This is a genomic window from Sphingobacterium sp. 18053, assembly GCF_902706145.1.
Taxonomy (GTDB): domain Bacteria; phylum Bacteroidota; class Bacteroidia; order Sphingobacteriales; family Sphingobacteriaceae; genus Sphingobacterium; species Sphingobacterium paramultivorum.
On the sequence record NZ_CACSJW010000007.1, the window covers coordinates 225595 to 247348 of the forward strand.

General features: G+C 38.6%; 15 protein-coding genes. 9 read left to right on the forward strand and 6 right to left on the reverse strand.

Annotation, left to right across the window (positions count from 1 at the left end; all coding sequences use genetic code 11):
* Positions 1-37: 37 nt before the first annotated feature.
* Complete coding sequence (locus GVK91_RS17915; protein WP_159730576.1) at positions 38-1300, reverse strand: cytochrome c3 family protein; 1263 nt, start codon at positions 1298-1300, stop codon at positions 38-40.
* A 411-nt stretch (positions 1301-1711) separates the two neighbouring features.
* Here GVK91_RS17915 and GVK91_RS17920 point away from each other — a divergent pair, with 411 nt between their 5' ends.
* Positions 1712-2092 carry a methionine-R-sulfoxide reductase gene (locus tag GVK91_RS17920; protein ID WP_088160225.1) on the forward strand — a complete coding sequence of 127 codons (381 nt, stop codon included), beginning with the start codon at positions 1712-1714 and terminating at the stop codon, positions 2090-2092.
* Here GVK91_RS17920 and GVK91_RS17925 read toward each other — a convergent pair.
* Positions 2082-3092 (reverse strand): LacI family DNA-binding transcriptional regulator, encoded by a 1011-nt coding sequence (locus GVK91_RS17925; RefSeq protein ID WP_153846063.1) that lies wholly within the window; start codon positions 3090-3092, stop codon positions 2082-2084. The genes GVK91_RS17920 and GVK91_RS17925 overlap by 11 nt on opposite strands.
* Positions 3093-3239: 147 nt before the next feature.
* Between GVK91_RS17925 and GVK91_RS17930 the strand changes: the two genes are divergently transcribed.
* The 4 genes from GVK91_RS17930 to GVK91_RS17945 all read left to right on the forward strand — a co-directional run bounded on the left by GVK91_RS17930 (position 3240) and on the right by GVK91_RS17945 (position 8722).
* A complete protein-coding gene (locus GVK91_RS17930) occupies positions 3240-5522 on the forward strand; it encodes a GH92 family glycosyl hydrolase (RefSeq protein ID WP_159730578.1) in 2283 nt (760 codons plus the stop codon).
* Between the two features lie 77 nt (positions 5523-5599).
* Positions 5600-5926 (forward strand): DUF493 domain-containing protein, encoded by a 327-nt coding sequence (locus GVK91_RS17935; RefSeq protein WP_153846065.1) that lies wholly within the window; start codon positions 5600-5602, stop codon positions 5924-5926.
* A gap of 355 nt (positions 5927-6281) precedes the next feature.
* A complete protein-coding gene (locus GVK91_RS17940; protein WP_159730580.1) occupies positions 6282-7037 on the forward strand; it encodes a hypothetical protein in 756 nt (251 codons plus the stop codon).
* Between the two features lie 23 nt (positions 7038-7060).
* Complete coding sequence (locus GVK91_RS17945; protein WP_159730582.1) at positions 7061-8722, forward strand: IPT/TIG domain-containing protein; 1662 nt, start codon at positions 7061-7063, stop codon at positions 8720-8722.
* A gap of 97 nt (positions 8723-8819) precedes the next feature.
* Here GVK91_RS17945 and GVK91_RS17950 read toward each other — a convergent pair whose 3' ends face one another.
* From GVK91_RS17950 to GVK91_RS17965, 4 genes are all read right to left on the reverse strand, one after another.
* Positions 8820-9287: a hypothetical protein gene (locus GVK91_RS17950; protein WP_159730584.1), complete on the reverse strand. Its 468-nt coding sequence runs from the start codon at positions 9285-9287 to the stop codon at positions 8820-8822.
* An 83-nt stretch (positions 9288-9370) separates the two neighbouring features.
* Positions 9371-11557: a polyribonucleotide nucleotidyltransferase gene (gene pnp / locus GVK91_RS17955; RefSeq protein ID WP_159730586.1), complete on the reverse strand. Its 2187-nt coding sequence runs from the start codon at positions 11555-11557 to the stop codon at positions 9371-9373.
* 611 nt (positions 11558-12168) lie between these two features.
* A complete protein-coding gene (gene rpsO / locus GVK91_RS17960; protein ID WP_159730588.1) occupies positions 12169-12447 on the reverse strand; it encodes a 30S ribosomal protein S15 in 279 nt (92 codons plus the stop codon).
* A 104-nt stretch (positions 12448-12551) separates the two neighbouring features.
* Positions 12552-13763 (reverse strand): acyltransferase family protein, encoded by a 1212-nt coding sequence (locus GVK91_RS17965; protein WP_159730590.1) that lies wholly within the window; start codon positions 13761-13763, stop codon positions 12552-12554.
* Positions 13764-14012: 249 nt separating this feature from the next.
* On the opposite strand from GVK91_RS17965, the gene GVK91_RS17970 reads away from it, so the two are divergent.
* From GVK91_RS17970 to GVK91_RS17985, 4 genes are all read left to right on the forward strand, one after another.
* Positions 14013-15179, forward strand: coding sequence for an ROK family protein (locus GVK91_RS17970; RefSeq protein WP_159730592.1), 1167 nt, complete (start codon positions 14013-14015; stop codon positions 15177-15179).
* A 25-nt stretch (positions 15180-15204) separates the two neighbouring features.
* Entirely contained in the window at positions 15205-18315 is a 3111-nt protein-coding gene (locus tag GVK91_RS17975) for a SusC/RagA family TonB-linked outer membrane protein (RefSeq protein WP_159730594.1), read from the forward strand.
* An 11-nt stretch (positions 18316-18326) separates the two neighbouring features.
* A complete protein-coding gene (locus tag GVK91_RS17980; protein ID WP_159730596.1) occupies positions 18327-20216 on the forward strand; it encodes a SusD/RagB family nutrient-binding outer membrane lipoprotein in 1890 nt (629 codons plus the stop codon).
* A 402-nt stretch (positions 20217-20618) separates the two neighbouring features.
* Positions 20619-21743, forward strand: a complete 1125-nt coding sequence (locus GVK91_RS17985; RefSeq protein ID WP_159730598.1) for an ROK family protein — start codon at positions 20619-20621, stop codon at positions 21741-21743.
* The last annotated feature ends 11 nt before the right edge of the window (positions 21744-21754 follow it).

Genomic DNA, 21754 nt, shown 5'->3' on the forward strand with positions numbered 1-21754 from the left:
TTAAGCTGTATATAAGATTGCGTATTTCAAATAATTATTAATAGTGACACTTACCACACTCAAGACCACCGATCATGGCTGCAGTCATTTTCTCACCTTTCTTAATTCTTTCGTGTGCTTTAATCAAATCTTCATAGTATTTATTGTCCGATTTGATATCTGTCTTTTTGTGACAATCAACACACCATTTCATCGTCAATGGAGAGTATTGGTATACTTCTTCCATATTTTGGATTGGACCGTGACAAGTTTGACACTCAACACCAGCTACCACAACGTGTTGTGAGTGGTTGAAGTAAGCAAAGTCAGGTAAGTTGTGAATACGAACCCATTGAATTGGTTTCGGATTGTTACCGTAAGTACGCGTATCAGGATTCCAATCCAATGCACGATAGATTTTAGCAATTTCCGGAGAAATTTCACCATCATAATGCTCTGAAGCAGTGATTGTATTGTGACAGTTCATACATACGTTGGCCGATGGAATAGACGCATTTTTAGATTTAAATGCTCCACCGTGACAGTATTGACACTCAATTTTGTTAACACCAGCGTGGATTTGATGAGAGAACTTAATTGGTTGAACCGGCTGATAGCCTTGGTGAACACCAACGTTCCACATGGTCTTCCAACCACCTACAGCTAATAATGCAACCAACATCAAGACTGTAAAGCCAACCAACTTCTTGTTTTTAACGAATGCTTTCGCAAACTTCACAAAACGTTGGCTATCTTCTGGCTCTTGTTGCGCAGCAATAGCTTCTTGGTTTTTAGCAATAACATTTTCTAAGGTACGGATCACACGATTCAACACCACGATAACCACTACAGCCAAAACAACAACTGCGATCAAGCCCAAAATCATGAACATAGATGCGTTATCATCTTTAGCAGCGGCACCATCTTTGTTTGGATCTTTCGGTTTCTCCTTAGAAGCATCTGTGATATACGCTAATACCGACTTGATCTGATCGTCAGATAAATCAGTAAAAGAAGTCATCACAAGCTTGTTGTTCTCTTCGAAGATTTTAACTGCATCAGCATCGCCAGACGCAATTAAAGCCTGAGAGTTCTTGACCCACTTGATTAACCAAGCTTCGTCTTTCGTCTCTGGAATCCCCTTTAAAGCAGGACCAACCACTTTTCTGTCAATGGCGTGACAGGATGTACACTTAGATTTGAAGATTTTTTCACCTTCCTTGACATCTTGCGCATGCAACGTCGTAACGGCAAATAATAGCATCAAACTCGTTGACACCACCCTCGCAAGGCTTCCCAAAACGGATGAGATAGTTCTCATATTTAGCACTTTATACTATTTATTTGTGAATGTAAAAAATTAACTCCCATGGTTAAAGGAGCCACTACCCCCCTAACAATGCCACAAAAGTATGATTTATTAACAAATCGCTGACAATTTTGTGACCTTTAATATCAATTTATAATCATTCTAAACAAATGGGTTTAAACTAGGATAAAACAACATTAAACTATTAAAGTGGTCCCATCGCTACAACTTTTCATTTGGATAGCTATTCAAATATAAGACAATTCCATGACAATTTAAAATACCTAAATTCGACTATCACTATGGACACAAAAAATTTTTTTTCGTCTTTATTTCCGTAACTTTATCAAGATGAATGGAGCCCCGTCCAGGATCGAGTCCCGGACCAAAAATTAAAGGGCCAAGACTAAACACACGACAATCATGGAAACAAACAAAGAATACAACCCATTAAGTAAAGAAGAGGAGTACATTATTATACATAAGGGAACTGAACGCCCTTTTACCGGTGAACTTTTGGACAATAAGCTCAAAGGAACTTATATCTGCCGTCGTTGTGATAGCCCACTATACCGTTCGGAGTCGAAATTTGAATCTGGCTGTGGCTGGCCAAGTTTTGATGATGAAATTCCCGGGGCAATTACAAGGATCACGGATGCCGATGGTCGCCGCACTGAAATCCTGTGTAGTAAATGTGGCGCGCATTTAGGCCATGTATTCCTGGGAGAAGGCTTTACGACAAAAAACACGCGTCACTGCGTTAATTCTATTTCAATGAAATTTGTAGCCGATACTACGAAGTAACTTTCACTTTAGTCGACTCACGAACTTTCAGTTCACAAGGCAACACCATTCTACGTGTTGCTTTTATTTTACCCTGAAGACGCAGCAACAAAATATTGATCAGATTCTCAGCAATATCCTTGATCGGCTGCGAAACAACCGTAATAGAAGGTTCGACCAGCTTAAAAACCGTATGGTCGTCAAAAGCAATCACCGCCGGCATCGTAAAATTAAATTTTTTGGAAGCCTTCAAACCCGAAATCGCCAGATAGTTCGTAGAGAACAAAACGGCATCCAGCCTATTTTCACAGATAAACTCCCGCAAAGATTCCATTGCTTCCTCATCCGAAGCATCCATCTGAATCTTTTGAATAAAACTTTGCTGCTTATTATTATCCATAGCCTTCATATAGCCATCTGAACGCTCCTTCATTTGAGTCTGATCCGAATAGAGCGATACAAATCCGATACGTCTATAGCCCTGTTGACACAAATGGTTACTGGCATCAAAGGCCCCTTGAAAATTATCCGCACCAACATAGTCTGTTTCAAGATCCGGAAAATAACGGTCGAAGAGCACAACCGGAATATTATTCTGTTGCAACTGCTTTACTGTATCTTCCAAACCATCGGAAGGTGTAATAATAAAACCATCTACCTGCCGATCGTAAAACATCTGGATTAACTCCTTCGCTTTTTCCACATCATTGTTGGTACTACAATAAATAATACGATAGCCCTGCTCATAGACCTTACTTTCGATCAGACGTGCTATATTCCCAAAAAAAGGATTGGAAATATCTTCGATAATCAAACCCAAAATCTTCGTCTTCCCTGTGCGGAGACTTTTCGCCAATTCGTTGGGCTTATAGCCGACCTTTTTGACATAGTCCAAAACCCGCTTAGTCAAAGCCTCACTAATACGCTTTTCTTTTGCCTTATCATTTAAAATAAAGGACACAGTAGTTACAGAAATCCCCAACGCCTTTGCGATATCACTGATCAGAATACGTTTCTTCATGTAGTAGTAGTAGGTTTGTTAAGTTTTTTATTACGAAGATTACTAAAGTAAAAAATTTAACGACAATTTACTAAAATAATAATAAAATTGCGCTAAAAGGTTTTATTTACTAATTTTAAGCAGTTTTCAAATACCCGAACAAAACCTATGACAGGAAATAAACTACTCAAAACAGTGTTGGGCACACTAATTTTGCCATTTTGTGCGCAAGCCCAGCAAAATCTTACGCAATATGTCAACCCCTTTATTGGGTCAGCGGATCATGGTCACGTCTTTGTTGGTGCAAATGTACCTTTAGGTGCTGTACAATTGGGACCTACCCAAATTCCACAGATTTGGGACAAGTTCAACGGATGGGATTGGTGCAGTGGATACAATTACAAAAGCCAGGAAATTTTGGGTTTTACCCATACCCACCTGAGCGGAACAGGTATCGGTGACCTCAACGACCTCATGATTGTTCCAGCCAACGGAAAATTACAATTAACGCCAGCGGAATTCAATAAAATGAATACAGGTTATGGTTCTTCCTTCAAAAAGGAAAATGAGGTTGCCAAGCCAGGATTCTATAGCGCTTATTTAGATGACTATCAGGTACAGGCCAATTTGACGGCTACCGAACGTGTTGGCTATCATCAATATCGCTATGAAAAAACAGATAATGCACATATTTTAGTGGACTTAGGTTACCATATCAATTGGGATAAACCGACAGACACCTACATTAAACAGGTTAACGACTCGACCTTTGTTGGTTACCGCTTTTCAACAGGATGGGCAACTGACCAAAAATTGTATTTTGCGATCAGAACTTCCCAGCCGATACAAAAAGTAAGATTTTTCGACGGTAAAGAAGAAAAATTAGGCCAAACAACATTTAAAGGACAGGCGATCAAAGCAGCTTTATTCTTTGATGCTGTTAAAAACAAAACCATCGAACTCAAAGTTGGTATCTCTCCCGTAAGCTCGACCAATGCCCTGAATAATATCAATGCAGAGATTCCAAGCTGGAATTTTGAAAAAGTAAAGCAAGAAGCCGATCAACGTTGGAACAAAACCTTAAATAAGATTCAATTTGAAGCCGACAAAGATACGAAGACCATCTTCTATACCGCATTATACCATACCTACTTCGCTCCTACCATCTTTAACGATGCAAATGGCGATTATTTAGGAACTGACAAACAAGTATACGAAAAACAGGATTTTGTCAACCATACCGTATTTTCGCTTTGGGACACCTACCGTGGGCTTCACCCTTTGATGACCATCTTGGAGGACCGTAAAATCAACCAGGATTTTATCAAGACGATGTTGGCTATCTATCAACAACAAGGTAAATTGCCAATGTGGCACTTACAAGGCAATGAAACCAATACCATGGTGGGCCTGCCTGCGATTCCAGTGATTGCAGACGCTTTCTTAAAAGGAATTATTGACGAGAAAGATTATCCTTTGGTTTGGGAAGCTGTTAAGACCACAGCTATGGGCAATGATCACGGCTTGAAATATGCCCGTGAGCTGACTTACATTCCTATCGACAGCATGCCTAATGAGTCTGTAGCATGGGCATTAGAGTATGCGATTGCCGACTTTGGTGCTTATAAAATTGCTGAAAAGCTAGGTAAAACAGAAGACGCTACCTATTTCAAAAAACGCTACAAACTATATGAGCAGTATTTTGACAAAGAAGTAGGTCATTTCGTCGGTAAAAAAGCCAATGGCGAGTTCCGCAGACCTTTCGACCCGCTAATGGCCAAACACCGCGAAAATGATTATTGCGAAGGAAATGCATGGCAATATACCTGGTTAGTACCTCAAGATGTCAAAGGTCTGATCAATCTTTTCGGTGGTGAGGAGAAATTTTTGAAAAAACTGGATTATTTTACGACCATGTCATCGGATCTTGGTGGTGAAGCTTCTCCAGATATTTCAGGACTAATCGGCCAATATGCGCAAGGTAACGAACCAAATCACCATATCCCTTACTTATATGCTTATGCTGGACAACCTTGGAAAGGTGCAGCCTTAGTACGTAAAGCGATGACGGAGTTTTACACAAACAGTCCAGCTGGTCTATGTGGCAATGATGACGTCGGACAAATGAGCGCATGGTATGTGTTCTCAGCAATGGGCTTCTATCCACTGAATGCAATGAGTGGTGTTTATGTCTTCGGCTCTCCGATGATGCAACATGCGAACATCAATTTACCAAATGGCAAAACTTTAGCTATCGATGTTAAAAATCAAAGCAAAGCAAATCAATACATTAAATCGATCAAATTGAATGGTAAACCTTATGCTAAATCGTTCATTACACATGCACAGCTTTTAGAAGGCGGACAGATGGAAATCGAGATGAGTGCTACGCCAAACAAAAACTTTGGTAAAAACAAAGCCGATTGGCCATCAAGCATTGACAATAATTAACTGAAAAATTGTCAGTAAAACATTACTGGATTAATATTTGTTAATACCTTAATAACATATTTAAGGAGAAACAAAACATGGCAGATTACAAAAACATCAATATACAAGATATCCCCGATGGAGGTGATAATCCAAAAGACTTCTATGAAACTTTCAAAGAGCGCTTAGAAGACTTAGAAACATTTCCAAAGGACTATACGTATAAATTTATCTTACCAAAAGATCAGGACCACTTCAATCAAATCCAGAGCATATTTGATGAAACAGGTGCTCAGTTTGATTTTAAGGATTCCAAAACAGGTAAGTATACTTCAATTACGGTAAACTTGAACGTAAAAGACGCCGATCAGGTGATCTACTTCTACAAAGAAGTAGCGAAGATAAAAGGTGTTATCATGTTATAAAACCACAAAATCAGGCTGTCAATTCGACAGCCTGATTTGTTTTATCCCCCTTTCAAGATTAATTCAGACTCTACTATACAAATATTACTTTTTATAATAGAGAGGTTCTCTAAGAATTATTTCTACAGTTCCCCCCTCAATACAGATCTTTACCTTTGAAAAATCACGCCGATTGTCCAAGACACTATGATATATCATCTGCTTCTTGTAAAAGATCAACATAGAAGCATTATATACTTGGCCCCCTAATAAACTGTATGTGACCGATTGTCTTACCTTATTCAATTAACTTTGATAAAAAATTTGTGAAACGCCCGCAAAGCAGTATATTTATCCTCTTAGTTTATTATATTTTATGAAAAGAATTTTATCGGCTATCCTATTATTGGGAGCAGCTCGAATTGCCTATGCGCAGACCTCACTTGACAAGGACGTCGAAGGCGTTAAATCTAGAAAAGGTAGTTTTGTTACTGAATTGAACTTCAATCCATTTAAAGGAAATCTGAGTCTAAACAATGCACTAAATCAGATCAAAGGGCGGTATTTTGTTCAGGATGACCTTGCTTTACGTTTGGGAATTGGAATCAATGTGCTCGATTCTGCAGCGAATTATGGAAATCCCTACGGCACAAATGGTTATTTTAACTCCAACACAAAAAAAAGTACAGGATTTGATGTCAATTTTGGTATTGAAAAACATTTTAAAGGAAGTTCCAGACTGTCTCCTTACATTGGATTTGACCTCTCCATCGGCTCTAAAAGTAGTAAACAGGAACTATCTACCAGCGCATATACGATGAACCTAAAGAATGCCTGGATGGAAGTTATCTATCAGCAGACCAACAATGGCTATTATTCTTCTATGCAATTAGTCCCAAATGCTTATACAAGATTTGGTGCCTATGCCGTTGCCGGATTTGACTTTTATGTTTCCAAAGGCCTGTTTGTTGGCTATGAGTTTAATTTAGGTTATTTACAGACAAAGTATAAAAAGCCTGATATCACAGTAACGGGAACTGACCCTGGTTATGGCTCTTATATCTCGGAAAACAAAACCAAGACGTTTAAGAGCTCATTGGTGAATGGTCTGAGAGTAGGATACGCATTTTAAAAACAATAAACTTACTGATCATTATGAAAGGGATTAAAATACTGTGTATTGTTTTTATTTCATTATTTGGACTATTTTCATCGTGTAAGAAGGATGACTTTACGCCTCCAGCTATTCAGACATTGTCGGTTAAAGCTCAATCGTCGACTTCATTTGAAGTTGTTGGTAATATCGCTAAAACGGGGAGTGAAGGGATAGAGGATTATGGATTTATTTATAATACTAGCCAGGAAATAGGAGAAAACAAGGGCATAAGAGTTTCCTTGGGAAAAGATGCTAAAGAAGGAGAATTTCGTAAACAGATTAGGGTTGACGGCACATTACCGTACTCCTACAACAATACGGTTTGGGTACGCTCCTATTTACGGGACTCCAGGGGCACTGTTTTTGGCACAATGCTTAGTGTCAATCTTCCTAGCCCTTCTATGGGAGACATTACACCGAAAACGGCCATGTCGGGCGAAGTCGTAAAAATCACAGGTACTTTTTTCGATGCGACAGCAAACAATACCGTTGTTACGATTGGTAATATCAAAGCAAAGACTATTTCAGTAAGTCCAACTGAAATAAGTGCAGAGGTACCAAGTGGTATACAAGCCAGCCACGGAAATTCTGTCAATGTTTCTATTCAGATTGGATCTACTCCAGCCGGCAATAGCTCTTTCCAGATATTCGCGAATTTTAAGGATTTTTCTCCTAAATCCGGGACTGTGGGCTCAGAATTAAAATTCACAGGCGATAATTTACCTGATTATTTTGGCAATTCAAATATCCAGGTTGAAATGGGAAATCAACTCATTAATCCTTCGTACTATTACGGAACCATAAATGTACCCTTCACAGCCAAGGAAAACTCAGATCTTGCGATAACCATTAATGGAAAGAAAAAAGTGCTGGGAACATTTAAAGTAACTCCACCAGTAATCAGCGAAATATCACCCGAATCCGTTTATCCAGGACAATCTATTATGCTTCGTGGGACGAACTTCCCGCCAATTAATGACGGCGGCGAAGGCCGCCCTTTAGTGAAATTAGGTGCAGGAAGCTATGGTGATGTATATTTCTATGATAAAGGAACATACACTTACAATGTTCCAGATAATATAGCAGAAGGAGATTATTCCCTTTACCTAAAGATGGGGCCGCACGAAGTACAAGCTCCTAAAAAGTTGAAAATTTTGGGCTATTCAGCCACGAACTTTTCTCCTAAGTCTGGTAGTTCGCTTCAGCTGATCAATATCTCCGGAAATTTTATTGCCGGAAATTGGTATACGGTGTATTTTGGTTCTGTACAAGCCGGTGGAACTGCAACTTCTCCGACGAATTTACAGGTAACTGTTCCTTATGGAATGAGCGAAGGTAATGTTAAGATTAGCGTTGAATTCCCAAATAAAAAAGTAACCATTCCTGGCGATTTTGAGATCGTTGGCCCTTCGTTTACTTCCTTTAGTCCGACATCTGCGGTACCAGGAACCGTGTTAACGATCAAAGGTTCGGGCTTTGTTCAAGCTTACGACACCATCGTGAAATTCGGTTCAGTTGCTGTAGCTCCTAATAGCGTAACGTCGAATACAATCTTAGTTACCGTACCTTCAAATGTATCTCCAGGTGCAATGAAGCTAACGGTAGTAACAGCAGGGCAATCTGTTGCACATAAAGATAATTTTACGCTATTGGACAAATAGCATTCGATTTAGGAATTCCCTACTATTAACTCGGATCATTATAAAAACGAGTAGATCAGAAAGCAAATCAGGCTGTCAATTCGATAGTCTGATTTGTTTATTGGTCTAACAGTTCCTGCTTCACTAGATCTTCTCTGTCAACCAACTTCTCAACTGCTACCTGATCAAATAATTCTTTGGGAACTTTCAGTTTCAAAAGATAATATATTGGACGCCCCGAGCGAATACCCGGCTTCCATTTCTGCTGCTTTCTTAAAAAATCAAACAATACAAGATCTCTTGCAGCATCTTCCTTCTCCACTAGGGATCCGTCTTTTACCACAAGCACCTCAAATACATGGTCAGCATATAACGTTTTCTTCAGCTTTCCTTCGTTCATAGTTTCTTTCAAATAGTTTAGCCAACGAATCTTAAAGCCGCTCATTCCATCCCTTGGCTCTAGAAAAATATCAACCGCGCTAAAAATTTTTGACGTATCGCTTATTTTTGGCACCTGTGCCGCAACAGGAACAGATAGCAGAAGTGTGAAAAGGAAAGAATATAATCGGATCGAATTTAAGAGCATATAATTAAGTTAATCAAATTTAATTTAGGATACAAAAAAAGCCCGCTTAAAGCGGGCTTTTCGTATCATTTGAAAAGATAAACTTATTCTTGGCCAGCACCAGCTACAGGAGCTTCACCGGTAGGTTTATCCTGCTTTGGTTTGTCTTCTTTTGGAGGACGAGGTAATAACGCTTTACGCGAAAGCTTCATTTTACCTTGTTTGTCGATATCCAACAATTTAACCGTTACTTTATCACCTTCTTTAAAGATACCGTCCATTGTTTCAAGACGTTTCCAGTCGATTTCAGAGATGTGCAATAAACCATCTTTACCAGGCATGATTTCAACGAAAGCACCGAATGGCATAATTGATTTCACTTTACCTTCGTAAGTTTCACCAATCTCTGGTTTAGAAGCGATTGCTTTAATACGACCTACTGCATCATCGATAGCCGCTTTATTATCTGCGAATACTTGAACAACACCTTTGTTATCAACTTCTTCGATCGAAATTGTAGCGCCTGTCTCACGTTGCATCTCTTGGATAATTTTACCACCCGGTCCGATTACAGCACCAATAAATTCTTTATCGATCAACAATTGAACGATACGAGGTGCATGTGGTTTGTAGTCTTCACGTGGAGCAGAAATTGTTTTCTTCATCTCACCTAAGATGTGTAAACGCGCTTCTTTTGCTTGATCCAAAGCTTGCGTCAACACTTCCCATTTCAAACCATTGATTTTTAAGTCCATTTGACAAGCAACGATACCATTTTCTGTACCAGTTACTTTAAAGTCCATATCACCTAAATGATCTTCATCACCTAAGATATCCGATAAGATCGCATATTTACCAGTTTTCTCATCAGAAATCAATCCCATGGCAATACCTGAAACTGGCGCTTTCAATTTTACACCGGCATCCAAAAGTGCTAATGTACCAGCACATACAGTTGCCATAGAAGAAGAACCATTTGATTCAAGGATATCAGAAACAACACGGATAGTATATGGATTCTCACTGTCTGCAGGAAGTACCTGTTTCAATGAACGCATTGCTAAGTTACCGTGACCAACTTCACGACGGCCTGGACCTCTATTAGGTCTTACCTCACCTGTAGAGAATGCAGGGAAGTTGTAGTGAAGAATAAATTTGTTATAACCGTTGATAAAAGCACCATCGATCATTTGCTCATCGTCTTTAGCACCTAAAGTAACCGAAGTCAATGCTTGTGTTTCACCACGTGTAAATACAGCCGAACCGTGTGCAGCAGGCAAGTAATCCACTTCAGACCAGATCGGACGTACAGTACGTACATCACGTCCATCTAAACGCATACCTTCATCCAAAACTAGGTTACGGACAGCATCATACTGAACATCGTGGAAATATTTTTTAAATAAGAATGCCGTGTCATCATCCAATTCCTCTGGCATTGTTGCTCTGTACTCTTCTGCGATTTTTGCGAAGTTTTCAGAACGGTCATGTTTTGCAGAAGCAGATTTTGCAATAGCGTAAACCTTATCGTAAGTAGCTGCAAAAATAGCATCTCTCAATTCAAGGTTTTCAGGCTCATGGTTATACTCACGCTTCACAGTTTTGCCAACTAAGTTAGCCAATTCTACTTGAGCAGCAACTTGTTTTTTGATGGCTTCATGAGCAAAAGCAATCGCTTCTACCATCTCAGCTTCAGAAATTTCTTTCGCTTCACCTTCAACCATACCGATATCTTGTGCAGAACCAGCAACAATAAATTCTAAAGTTGCTTTTTCAAGTTCAGATAATTTTGGATTGATCACCAGTTGACCATCAATCTTTGCTACGCGAACTTCAGAAATTGGTCCATTGAAAGGAATATCAGAAACAGCAATAGCTGCAGAAGCAGCCAAACCTGCTAAAGCGTCAGGCATAATATCTTTATCTGCAGAGATCAAGCTGATTGCCACTTGTGTATCTGCGTGATAGTTTTCAGGGAACAAAGGACGTAATGCGCGGTCTACCAAACGCGAGATCAATACCTCATAATCCGATAGTCTAGCTTCACGACGTAAGAAACCTCCTGGAATACGGCCTGTTGCCGCATATTTTTCTTGATAATCTACAGAAAGGGGTAAAAAATCAACGCCAGATTTCGCTTCTTTAGCTGAAACAACTGTTGCAAGCAACATCGTATCACCTTGTTTTAATACTACAGCCCCATCAGCCTGTTTTGCCAATTTCCCTGTAGACAATTCGATCTGGGTGCCATTACCCATATCGATGGTCGTTTTAATTTCGTTGTAATTCATTTAATCTTGTTTGCGACATGCTTTTCATCTTGTTGGCAGCATGCCAATATTTTAAATACATTAGATTTCAGCACAAAGGTAAATTAAAATATTAAGATTAATGCAATTAACAGCAGGCTAAATCATCAAACCATCGGAATACGGCAGCAACTGCCTTAATCTGTCAAGCAATGAATCGATTGAAGTTCCCTCAAGTTCTCTTATCTCTCGAAAAAGGCTTACAAAGACCTATCAGTTGTAACGGTGGATTTAACCTATTGCGCAGTATAAGACAATAAAAACAAGTATAAGACATAGTTATCATTTTCGGAGATTCCTCGGAGCTTCTTCGGTACTTCTTCGGTACTTCTTCGGTTGGTAGCGAAGAAATAGCGAACAAGCTCCGAGGAAAAAGCGATTAAATAACGACTAAATAGTGAAACTGAAGTAAGGGACAACTAGCCCAATCTCGTCCGCTAACCTAAGGAAGTCCTGAACTACGACAAAAGCCATGACGAACAGAAAACGACCATGCTGATGCGAAAAGTCCTATAACAATTCGGGCACGATAAGCACAATAAAAAAAGCCATCCAAAAATTGGATGGCTTTCTTAACACCTTTGTATTAAAGCTTATTTGATAATATCACGTAAACCTAGACCTTTAATGATCGCACGGTAACGGTTGATATCTTTTTTGTAAAGATAAGCTAATAATGAACGACGTTTACCTACTAACATTTGTAGGGCACGTTGTGTACCGAAATCTTTTCTGTTTTTTTTCAAGTGCTCAGTTAAGTGAGCAATTCTCTTAGTGAATAAAGCAACTTGACCTTCAGTAGATCCTGTGTTTGTAGCTGATCCAGCAAATTCTGCGAAGATTCCAGCTTTGTACTCTTTACTTAAATACATTTCCTGAATAATATTAAAGCGTTAAAAATTTTATTAATTGGCTGCAAAGATAGTAAAAATCTTTGAGTGCCAAAATAATTTAACAAGCAAAGATCCAGCTGATGCTACACCTTTACATAAATTTTCTTTTTATCCAACCAATAGCAGATTACCCACATCAACGTCAGGAAACATAAGGAATATACAAAAGAGCCTACTTCCGGTATCCCGGGGGCTTTCGCACAAACGTATTTATAGAACCAGGCAAAAGCGTCGAGGTATTTTTGCGTGCCATCCTCTTTTACACCATCAGGAATACGGAACAATCCCAAAAAGCGTGGTAGAATACCGCTCAAGACAAAGATGAATAACGGATTTTTACCAAAAACATCAAAAAACTGTGTCAATTTATTTTTGACACCCTGCACTTCAATAAACCAGATCATACCACCGAGTGTCATGGTTGCCAAACCTGTTGTATAGAGCACGTAGGAACTTGTCCATATTTTTTTGTTGATCGGAAAACCCAAGGCCCATATCCAAGCCAATACGACCAAAATAAATCCGGTCACAAACATCCCTGCCAGCAATTTAAAATGGGGCTCATGCGAGGCCGGCACTTTGGACCAAAGCCAATCCACCTGACCTTGCTTTTTTATAAATACACCAACTAAATAGCCAAAGACGACCTGAACAATTGTCGGTAATGTGCTCATCAGCCCTTCTGGATCAAATGGCACCCCTTCCCCTTTGTAAACATGCGGTAAACCTAGGATTGCTATATCATACTTTGTACCGAACCAGCCCTCCAAGCTATAGGGATCTGTTCCTCCGGCTATTGCACAGATTGCCCAATATAACAACAGTATGATTGCCGAGATCCAAATAATCGTTTTCTCTTTAAAATAATAAGCTAAAATCGAAGCAAAACAGTATGCAACTGCGATGCGTTGGAGTACACCGAAAATCCGAATTCCCCGGCTCGGATCAGTGCCATCAACCCATTGTTTAAAAATAAGCTCCGCACCATCCCATTTCACAAAAGGCCACCAATTGATGAAAAGTCCAATCGCAAAAATCAAGATCGTCCGTTTAATTACTTTTTGCCAAAATACTGTAGGCCCCGCCTCCTGTAAACGAGGTATAACAAAAGACATGGCATTACCCACTGCGAAAAGAAAGAAAGGAAAAACCAGGTCTGTAGGTGAACATCCATGCCATTCTGCATGTTTTAGCGGTGCAAACATATGAGCCCATGTCCCCGGATTATTCACCATAATCATCAGTGCCACAGTAGCTCCACGAAAGACATCCAAGGAGTAATAGCGTTGTTTCATAATCAGATTGTATAATTAAAAGGTAAATATAACGTATTTGCCCTTCATTTTTATGCGTAATCCACAATTTAATGGCATAAACAGGAAAACTTAACGACAACTTTGTTACAATAACAAACGTTTGCATTGGCTTATTAGTCAAAAAAGGGATACTTTTTAAAATTGTTTAAAAAGTATTTGGAACTTACTTTTTTTTTAATATATCTTTAACAAAAGTTTAACCAACTTTATGAATTGTACCAAATACCAATGGAAAAAGATATACTGAAGAACCTCTATTTTGATTCAACGCTGTCCATAGCAGAGTTGGTAAAAAAGCTTTCGAAAAGTACGCCATCCATTACCAAGGTGATCAATCGTCTTTTGGAAGAAAAGATCATTGTTGAATGTGGATTTGCAGAATCTACTGGCGGAAGACGACCTATTCAATTTGCGCTCAACCCGTCCTTGGATTTCTATATATTAACGATCTCTTGTGACCAGCATTTTTCGACATGCACAATTACCGATTTAACTCAAAAGATAATATTAGAGCATAGGGATATACCGTTAGACTTAAATTCCGAAGAGTCTTCAGAGCTCCTTTTATCCGAAATTGACCGAATTTTAGCATCTTCAACAATTTCATTAGATCGGATTATAGGTATTGGAATTAGTATGCCTGGTTTTGTTAATTCAGAATTGGGCGTCAATGAATCATATATCAATACGCATCCTTTGTATGAAATAAAAAGCAGGATTGAAAAAAAATATAAACTGACAACAATCATAGAGAATGATTCTCGCTGCATAGCCATTGCAGAGAAAGAATTTGGGGCTGCGAAATACATTGAGCACTCACTTATTATTAATCTAAACTGGGGAGTTGGATTGGGAATTATCATTAATGGAACTGTTTTTAAGGGCGAATCAGGTTTTGCTGGAGAATTTAGCCATATCCCTCTTTCCGACAACAACACCTTATGCTCCTGTGGTAAACGGGGATGCCTTGAAGTTGAAGCATCATTGGATGCAGCCATTCGAAGTACGGAGAACGATATTCAAAACAATGAGTATTCGATTTATAGTACGTTTGTAAAGAGTAATCTAAACAAAATAGATGCGCTGATCGAAGCGACTCATGTTGGAGACCAGATTGCGATTAACAATATCGGAAAAATAGGTTACATGCTCGGTAAAGGCATATCAACGCTCATCCATATTCTTAATCCAAAACAAATCATTGTCAGCGGAAGAGGAGCGGAATTGGGTCGTATTCTGAATCCTCAAATACAAATTGCCATTAATGAATTTTGCATCCCCGAAATTGCAAAGACAACACAGATTCAAATGTCGGAATTAAACAAACATGCTCAAATAAAGGGTACTGCCGCTATCGTCGTGGAAAACCATATCAACAGAATCCTAACTAAATAATTATTTATAAATTAAACACTTAAAAATGAGTCTATTCTACAAAAAAACAGCTGGATTAGCTTTGTGCACACTCTTCAGTGCAACATCGCTATTTGCACAGCAAGGCATTTCTGGAACAGTTTCAGATGCCAAGGGGCCAATTGCAGGTGCTACTATTTCCGTAAAGGGAACAAATAGAGCTACCCAATCGACTGCAAGTGGGGCATTTAATATACAAGCTGCACAAGGCGAAACATTACGTATTTCACTAATAGGCTATAAACCTCAGGAAATTGTGGTTGGAACAACTAAAACGATTAACGTATCCTTGACAAGCGATGAATCAACTTTGGGAGAAGTGGTCGTTACAGCAATGGGAGTTAAACGTGAAAAAAGAAGTCTTGGTTATTCATTTCAAGATATACAAGGTACTGCATTGACAGATGCCAGAGAAAATAACATAGCCAATGCACTAGCGGGCAAGGTTTCCAGTCTTCAGGTTGTTAAAGGTTCAAACGGACCTTCATCATCTTCGAAAATTATTCTTCGCGGATTCAACTCCATTACCGGAGACAACCAACCGTTAATTGTTGTCGATGGGGTGCCGATGGATAATTTTGCAGGCGCTAAAAACAATGATTTCTGGAATCCGTCAGCAGATATGGGAAGTGGATTAGGAGACTTAAATCCGGAAGATATCGAGAGCATGTCTGTCTTGAAAGGCGGTGCTGCTTCTGCGCTTTATGGATCACGTGCATCTAATGGGGTTATTTTAATTACAACCAAAAGTGGTAAAGCAAAAGATGGCGTAGGAATTTCCTATTCAACCATTACGGGCATCGAAAATATCTTTATGACGCCAAAATTACAGAGTGACTTCTCTCAGGGGGATGGCGGTGTCTACGGTAAATTAGCCACAGGATCTTGGGGAGAAAAAATAACTGGGCAGGAAGTTGAGTTATGGAATGGAACGAAAACAAATTTAAAAGCCTACGATAATATCGGTAATTTCTTTAAAACAGGATTCAATACCACCCAAAACATCAATTTTCAACAGGCTGTTTCCGATAAAGTCAATGTATATTCATCAGCGACTTATTTGCATGATAACAGCAAATCTCCCGGCCAAAAACTAAACCGCCTAAATTTAATTAATAGAGTAAATGCCAAATTTGGTCAGCGCAATCAGTGGACTACCGACGTAAAGGTACAATACATGCGCAATATGGCCTATAATCGTGCAGTTGGTGGTGTGAATGGTGGTAATTATTATTCACAGTTATTAACTTTCCCAAGAAGTTTGGACATTACGCAATTTAAACCTGGAATGGATGAATTGGGTGTGAAACAAAGTTGGTATTTGGAAGATTCAGGAATTAACCCTTATTGGGCGGCCAACAATAAATTAAGTCGTGATACCCGTGATCGTTATTTGATGAACGCTACTGTAAAGTACGACTTTAATGATTGGTTAAGTGCTGATGTACGTGTGGGTTCTGATAACTACTCGACAAAATACGAAGATAAAACATATACAGGATCTCATATAAACAATTCGTATGGTACAGGTACAGACAAGTTTTATGAGAACAATTATATCGCAAGTTTACAGGCAAGAAAAGACAATCTATTCGGTAAATGGGGTGGTAGTGCCGCAATTTATGGACAGATCATGGACCGTAGCCGTACTTCCTTAAGCGCTAGTGCAGGCAATTTAAGGGTACCTAATCTATTTACTATTGGTAACAATATTGGCAATCCTGGTATTACTGAAAGTATCAATAGAAAACAGATTAATTCCATTTATGGTAACATTGACATCAATTATGATAATATTTGGTATGTTAGTTTCACAGGAAGAAATGACTGGACATCGACTTTACACCCAAATCATAACAGTTATTTTTACCCTTCTGTAAGCACCTCATTTGTCCTCTCCGACCTGATCAATAAATCTGGAAGCATGCCTTCTTGGTTCAACTTTGCAAAGGTGAGAGCATCTTATGCAAGAACAGGTCGCGACATGGACGCATACCAATTATATAATACTTATATCATTGGTAATGACCCTAATAATAATACAACTGCATCCAAACGAGATGTTCTTTATGATGAGAACGTAGTTAATGAACTTCAAAAATCAATTGAAGTAGGTTTAGAGACTAAATTTTTCAACAATCGAGTTGGCTTGGATTTAACATATTATAAAAACAACTCAACAAATCAATTGATTGATATCCCAATGAACAACCTATCTGGATACAGAGCTTTCAAAGCCAATGCAGGTAATATTCTTAACGAGGGATTTGAAATCACATTAAACGCCGATGTAATCAGAAAAGAGAATTTTAGATGGAACCTGAATGCCAATGTTTCTCGCAATTTCAATAAAATTCTTGAATTACACCCTGAATCCAAACGAATGACATTGGGCGGCTATGACAATTTCGCAATATATGCAGCTGAAAATCAAAGATATGGTGCTATATTCGGAACAAAATTCCTGCGCGTTGAAGATGCAAACAGCCCTTATAATGGACAACTTATCCTAAGCGGTACAGGTTTACCACAAGCGAAATCTAATGAAGCAGAGCTTCTGGGTGATCAGACTGCACGTGCCCTCGCTGGTATCACCAACTCTTTCACTTATAAAAACTTCGGATTAAGCTTTCAAATCGATGGCAGATTTGGTGGAAAATTCTTCTCAGGAACACAGCGTGCACTACAAGCTAGCGGTTCTTCTGCCGAAACAGTTGTTAACGGAAGTCGGGATAAATTTGTTGTTGATGGAGTTATCCTAAAAAATGGTGCATACGAAAAAAGTACAGTCGCAGTTACGCCACAAGATTATTGGACAACTGTATCTGGAGCTAGCGGCAACTTAGGTATTACTGAACAAAATTTATACAATGCAACCAATGTTAGGATTAGAAATTTGCAATTAAATTACTCTATCCCTAAAAATCTATTGAAATCATCCATTGTTAAAAATGCAAAAGTAGGTGTATCAGTCAATAACTTAGCAATGCTAAAAAGTTACGCAAATGGGGTAGATCCAGAATCCACTTATGCGATGAGTTCAAACGCTGTTGGATTTGAAAATTTATCATTTCCAACCTCACGTTCTTATTTCTTAAACCTATCTATTGGCTTCTAATCTGAATTATCATGAAAAATACACTATCAAAAATAGCGCTAGCAATATTATTAGGAAGCGCAGCTACCTCTTGTACAAAGCTTGAGGATATTAATATAGACCAAACTGCTGCAAATGATCAGCAAGTCAAACCAGAATATTTTTTGAACAACTCCATTATCGGAGCGCAACAAGATCCCGGATTAGCTGAACGTTTATTTATTTACTCCTGGAAAACCGCTGCACACCAGCAATACTTTAATTTTATCAATATTGGACAACAAAGTGATGACTTTAATTCACTCTATTGGTCAAGTATTTCAGGTTGGTTGAATAATGCCAATGCAACCATCGAAATTGCAGATAAGAAAACACAAAATGGTACTGCTGCAGTTTACAATCAAAACATGGTCCAAGTGGCCAGGATATGGCGGGCATACTTATTAAGTGAGTTGAGCGACAATTTTGGACCAATACCGACTAAAGGGTTTCAAGGAGTTAATCCACAGTTTGATTCTGTAAAAGACGTTTATTATTATCTATTGACTGAATTAAAAGATGCTCAATCGAAAATCGATCCAGCTGTCAGCAATTCGGGTATTGAAAACTATGATGCCGCTTACGGTTTCAAATGGGACAATTGGATCCGCTATGCGAACTCAATGCGTATGCGTTTGGCAATGCGCTTATCAGAGGTTGATGCAACGAAAGCAAAAACTGAATTTGAGGATGCTGTTAAAACGAATAAATACATTGAAACAGCTGCACAAAACTTCGGCGTGCAGGAAAAAGACGGTTGGGATCCACTAACGGGTGTAATGAGCCGTTCATGGAATACACAACTACTATCTGCTACATTAAACAATATATTTATTGGGTTGGGTGGCATCAAAACTGCTGATCAGTTTACAGAAACCGAAGTTTTAAGCAAAATCAAAAACGAAGACGATTTTGGTATCCGTTACCTGGATAACTTCTCAACTATGTCAAATGACCCAAGCCAAGGTTATTACCTAGATGGGATTCCAAATAAAATGGATCCAAGAGCATACAAAGCTTTCTTTATTCCAGGTCATACATCCGATCCACAATATTGGACCGATGCTAGCAATCAGGATGCCCAAATCAAAAAACCGGACGGCACTACACTGAATTTTAAAACTTCATACACATGGAATGCGTTTACGTCAGGTACATGGGGAGCTAAATCGTCGAATATTGTGCTTAGAGCACAAAATGGTCGTATTCCAGGCATGATCAAAAAGTTCAGAACAAGCACGCAAAAACGTTTATTCTTCGCTTCATGGGAAAGTTATTTTTTGATTGCCGAAGCGGCTTTGAGAGGCTGGAACACCCCTATATCTGACAAAGTTGCCTATGAAAAAGGTATTTCAGAAAACTTTAACTACTGGGAAGTATCTTCTTACCTCGGTCAATACTTAGCATCAGAAAATTACAACCGTGTGGGAACTTCAGTAAAATATGATCATACAACGGAGCCTGCTGCGACATTCAATGTCAAGTACAAAGACGGTTATACTAATGCTACAGGAACTGCCGCAATCAAGTATCCCGAAAATACGATCTATAAAAATGGAGCAATCAAGAATGATAAGTTAACAAAAATTATCACGCAAAAATATATTGCCTCATTTCCATACTTATGCCTTGAGGCATGGAATGACCAACGTCGTTTAGGCCTTCCTTTCTTTGAAAACCCTGCTGTCGAAACAGCCATCGCAACAATGCCACAATTGACAAGTGCAAATTATACAAAAAACCAAGTAGATTTCTTTCCACAAAGAACGAGCTATCCTTCATCATTTAGAAATGCTGATCAGGCAAATTATGATAAAGCGGTATCCTTATTAGGTGGATCAGATGGCGTATTTACACCTCTATGGTGGGCCAAACAAAAATAATTTCTTTATAAAGATAGAAAAGCCGGCCTTGAGCCGGCTTTTCTAGTTTACAACAATATTGATCAGTATATTTGTTACAATTACACTTATTATTAATTCAAAAGAAGCGCCCCATTCCCTTAAAAATAAAGAATCTATCAAATTCTTTTTAAATTTTTTAAAAAGAATTTGGAACTTAAAATAAAGTATCTATATCTTTATTTATAAACTAAAAATAAACACAGAAAAACTCAACTGCTGCACACCTAAATTAAGTAGAGCAATTGAGCTAAAAACCAACTACCAATGATATTAAAAAGTACAATATCATTATTGAAAACATTAAAAACCAAATAATTACTCATTAATGAAGCTTAAGTAGAAATGGTCGTAGAGATTTTAAGGAATTTGTATTATCGGCCTATGCAACCGATTGCAGACATTGCGAACTCACTTTCACGAAGTATACCTTCCGTCACCAAACAAATCAACGAACTTCTTTCAAAGAATATCGTAGTTGAGAAAGGTTATGCTGCATCGACAGGTGGAAGAAAGGCTATGCAGTATATGATTAATGAAGATTTAAGCTATACAATCGTCAGCCTATCTATCGATCAATTCTATACAGCAATTACCTTATCAAACCTTAAAGGGGATATCATCTCATCGTTAGAAAATCTTCCGGTCGATCTTAGAGATCCTGATGCGGCAAACGTACTATTAAAAACCGCAGATCGTTTTGTTTCTACAAATAACATTGATTTAAAACAAGTTATCGGCATAGGGATTAGCATGCCGGGATTTGTCAATTCAGAAACAGGGCTAAATGAATCCTACAACAGTGATTCCCCTTTATATAACATAAAGGAACTCATCGAACAAAAATTTAACGTGCCAGCAGTAATTGACAACGATTCACGCTGTGTTGCCTGGGCTGAAAAAAAATTTGGAAATGCACAAGATTCCTCGCACTCCCTTGTCATTAACCTTAATTGGGGGGTAGGTTTGGGTATTCTTATTAATGACGACATCTTTAAAGGAACTTCTGGTTTTGCTGGCGAGTTCAGTCACATCCCTCTTTCCGACGAATTAACACTATGCTCTTGCGGAAAGAGAGGCTGCTTAGAAGTGGAAGCTTCTGTTAGCGCTGCCATCCGTAATATTGAAAAGGATATAAAGAACGGCGAATACTCTATATATGAAAAACTTGTAGAAGAATATGACAACAAAGCTGAAGCTCTTATTGAATCCGTTCACATTGGTGATCAGATAGCAATCAATAATATCGGAAAAATTGGGTACTTACTAGGTAAAGGAATATCAACGTTGATACATATTCTCAATCCGAACAAAATTATCATCAGTGGTCGTGGAGCGGAAATCGGTTATATCCTTGCGCCTCATATTCAAGTTGCAGTAAATGAATATAGCATTCCTAAAATATCGAAGAAAACAAGCATTGAGATGTCCGACCTCCACAAAAGAGCGCAGCAACTCGGCACAACAGCATTAGTCATAGAAAAATACATCACAAACATTATTAACTAACGTTTTACACA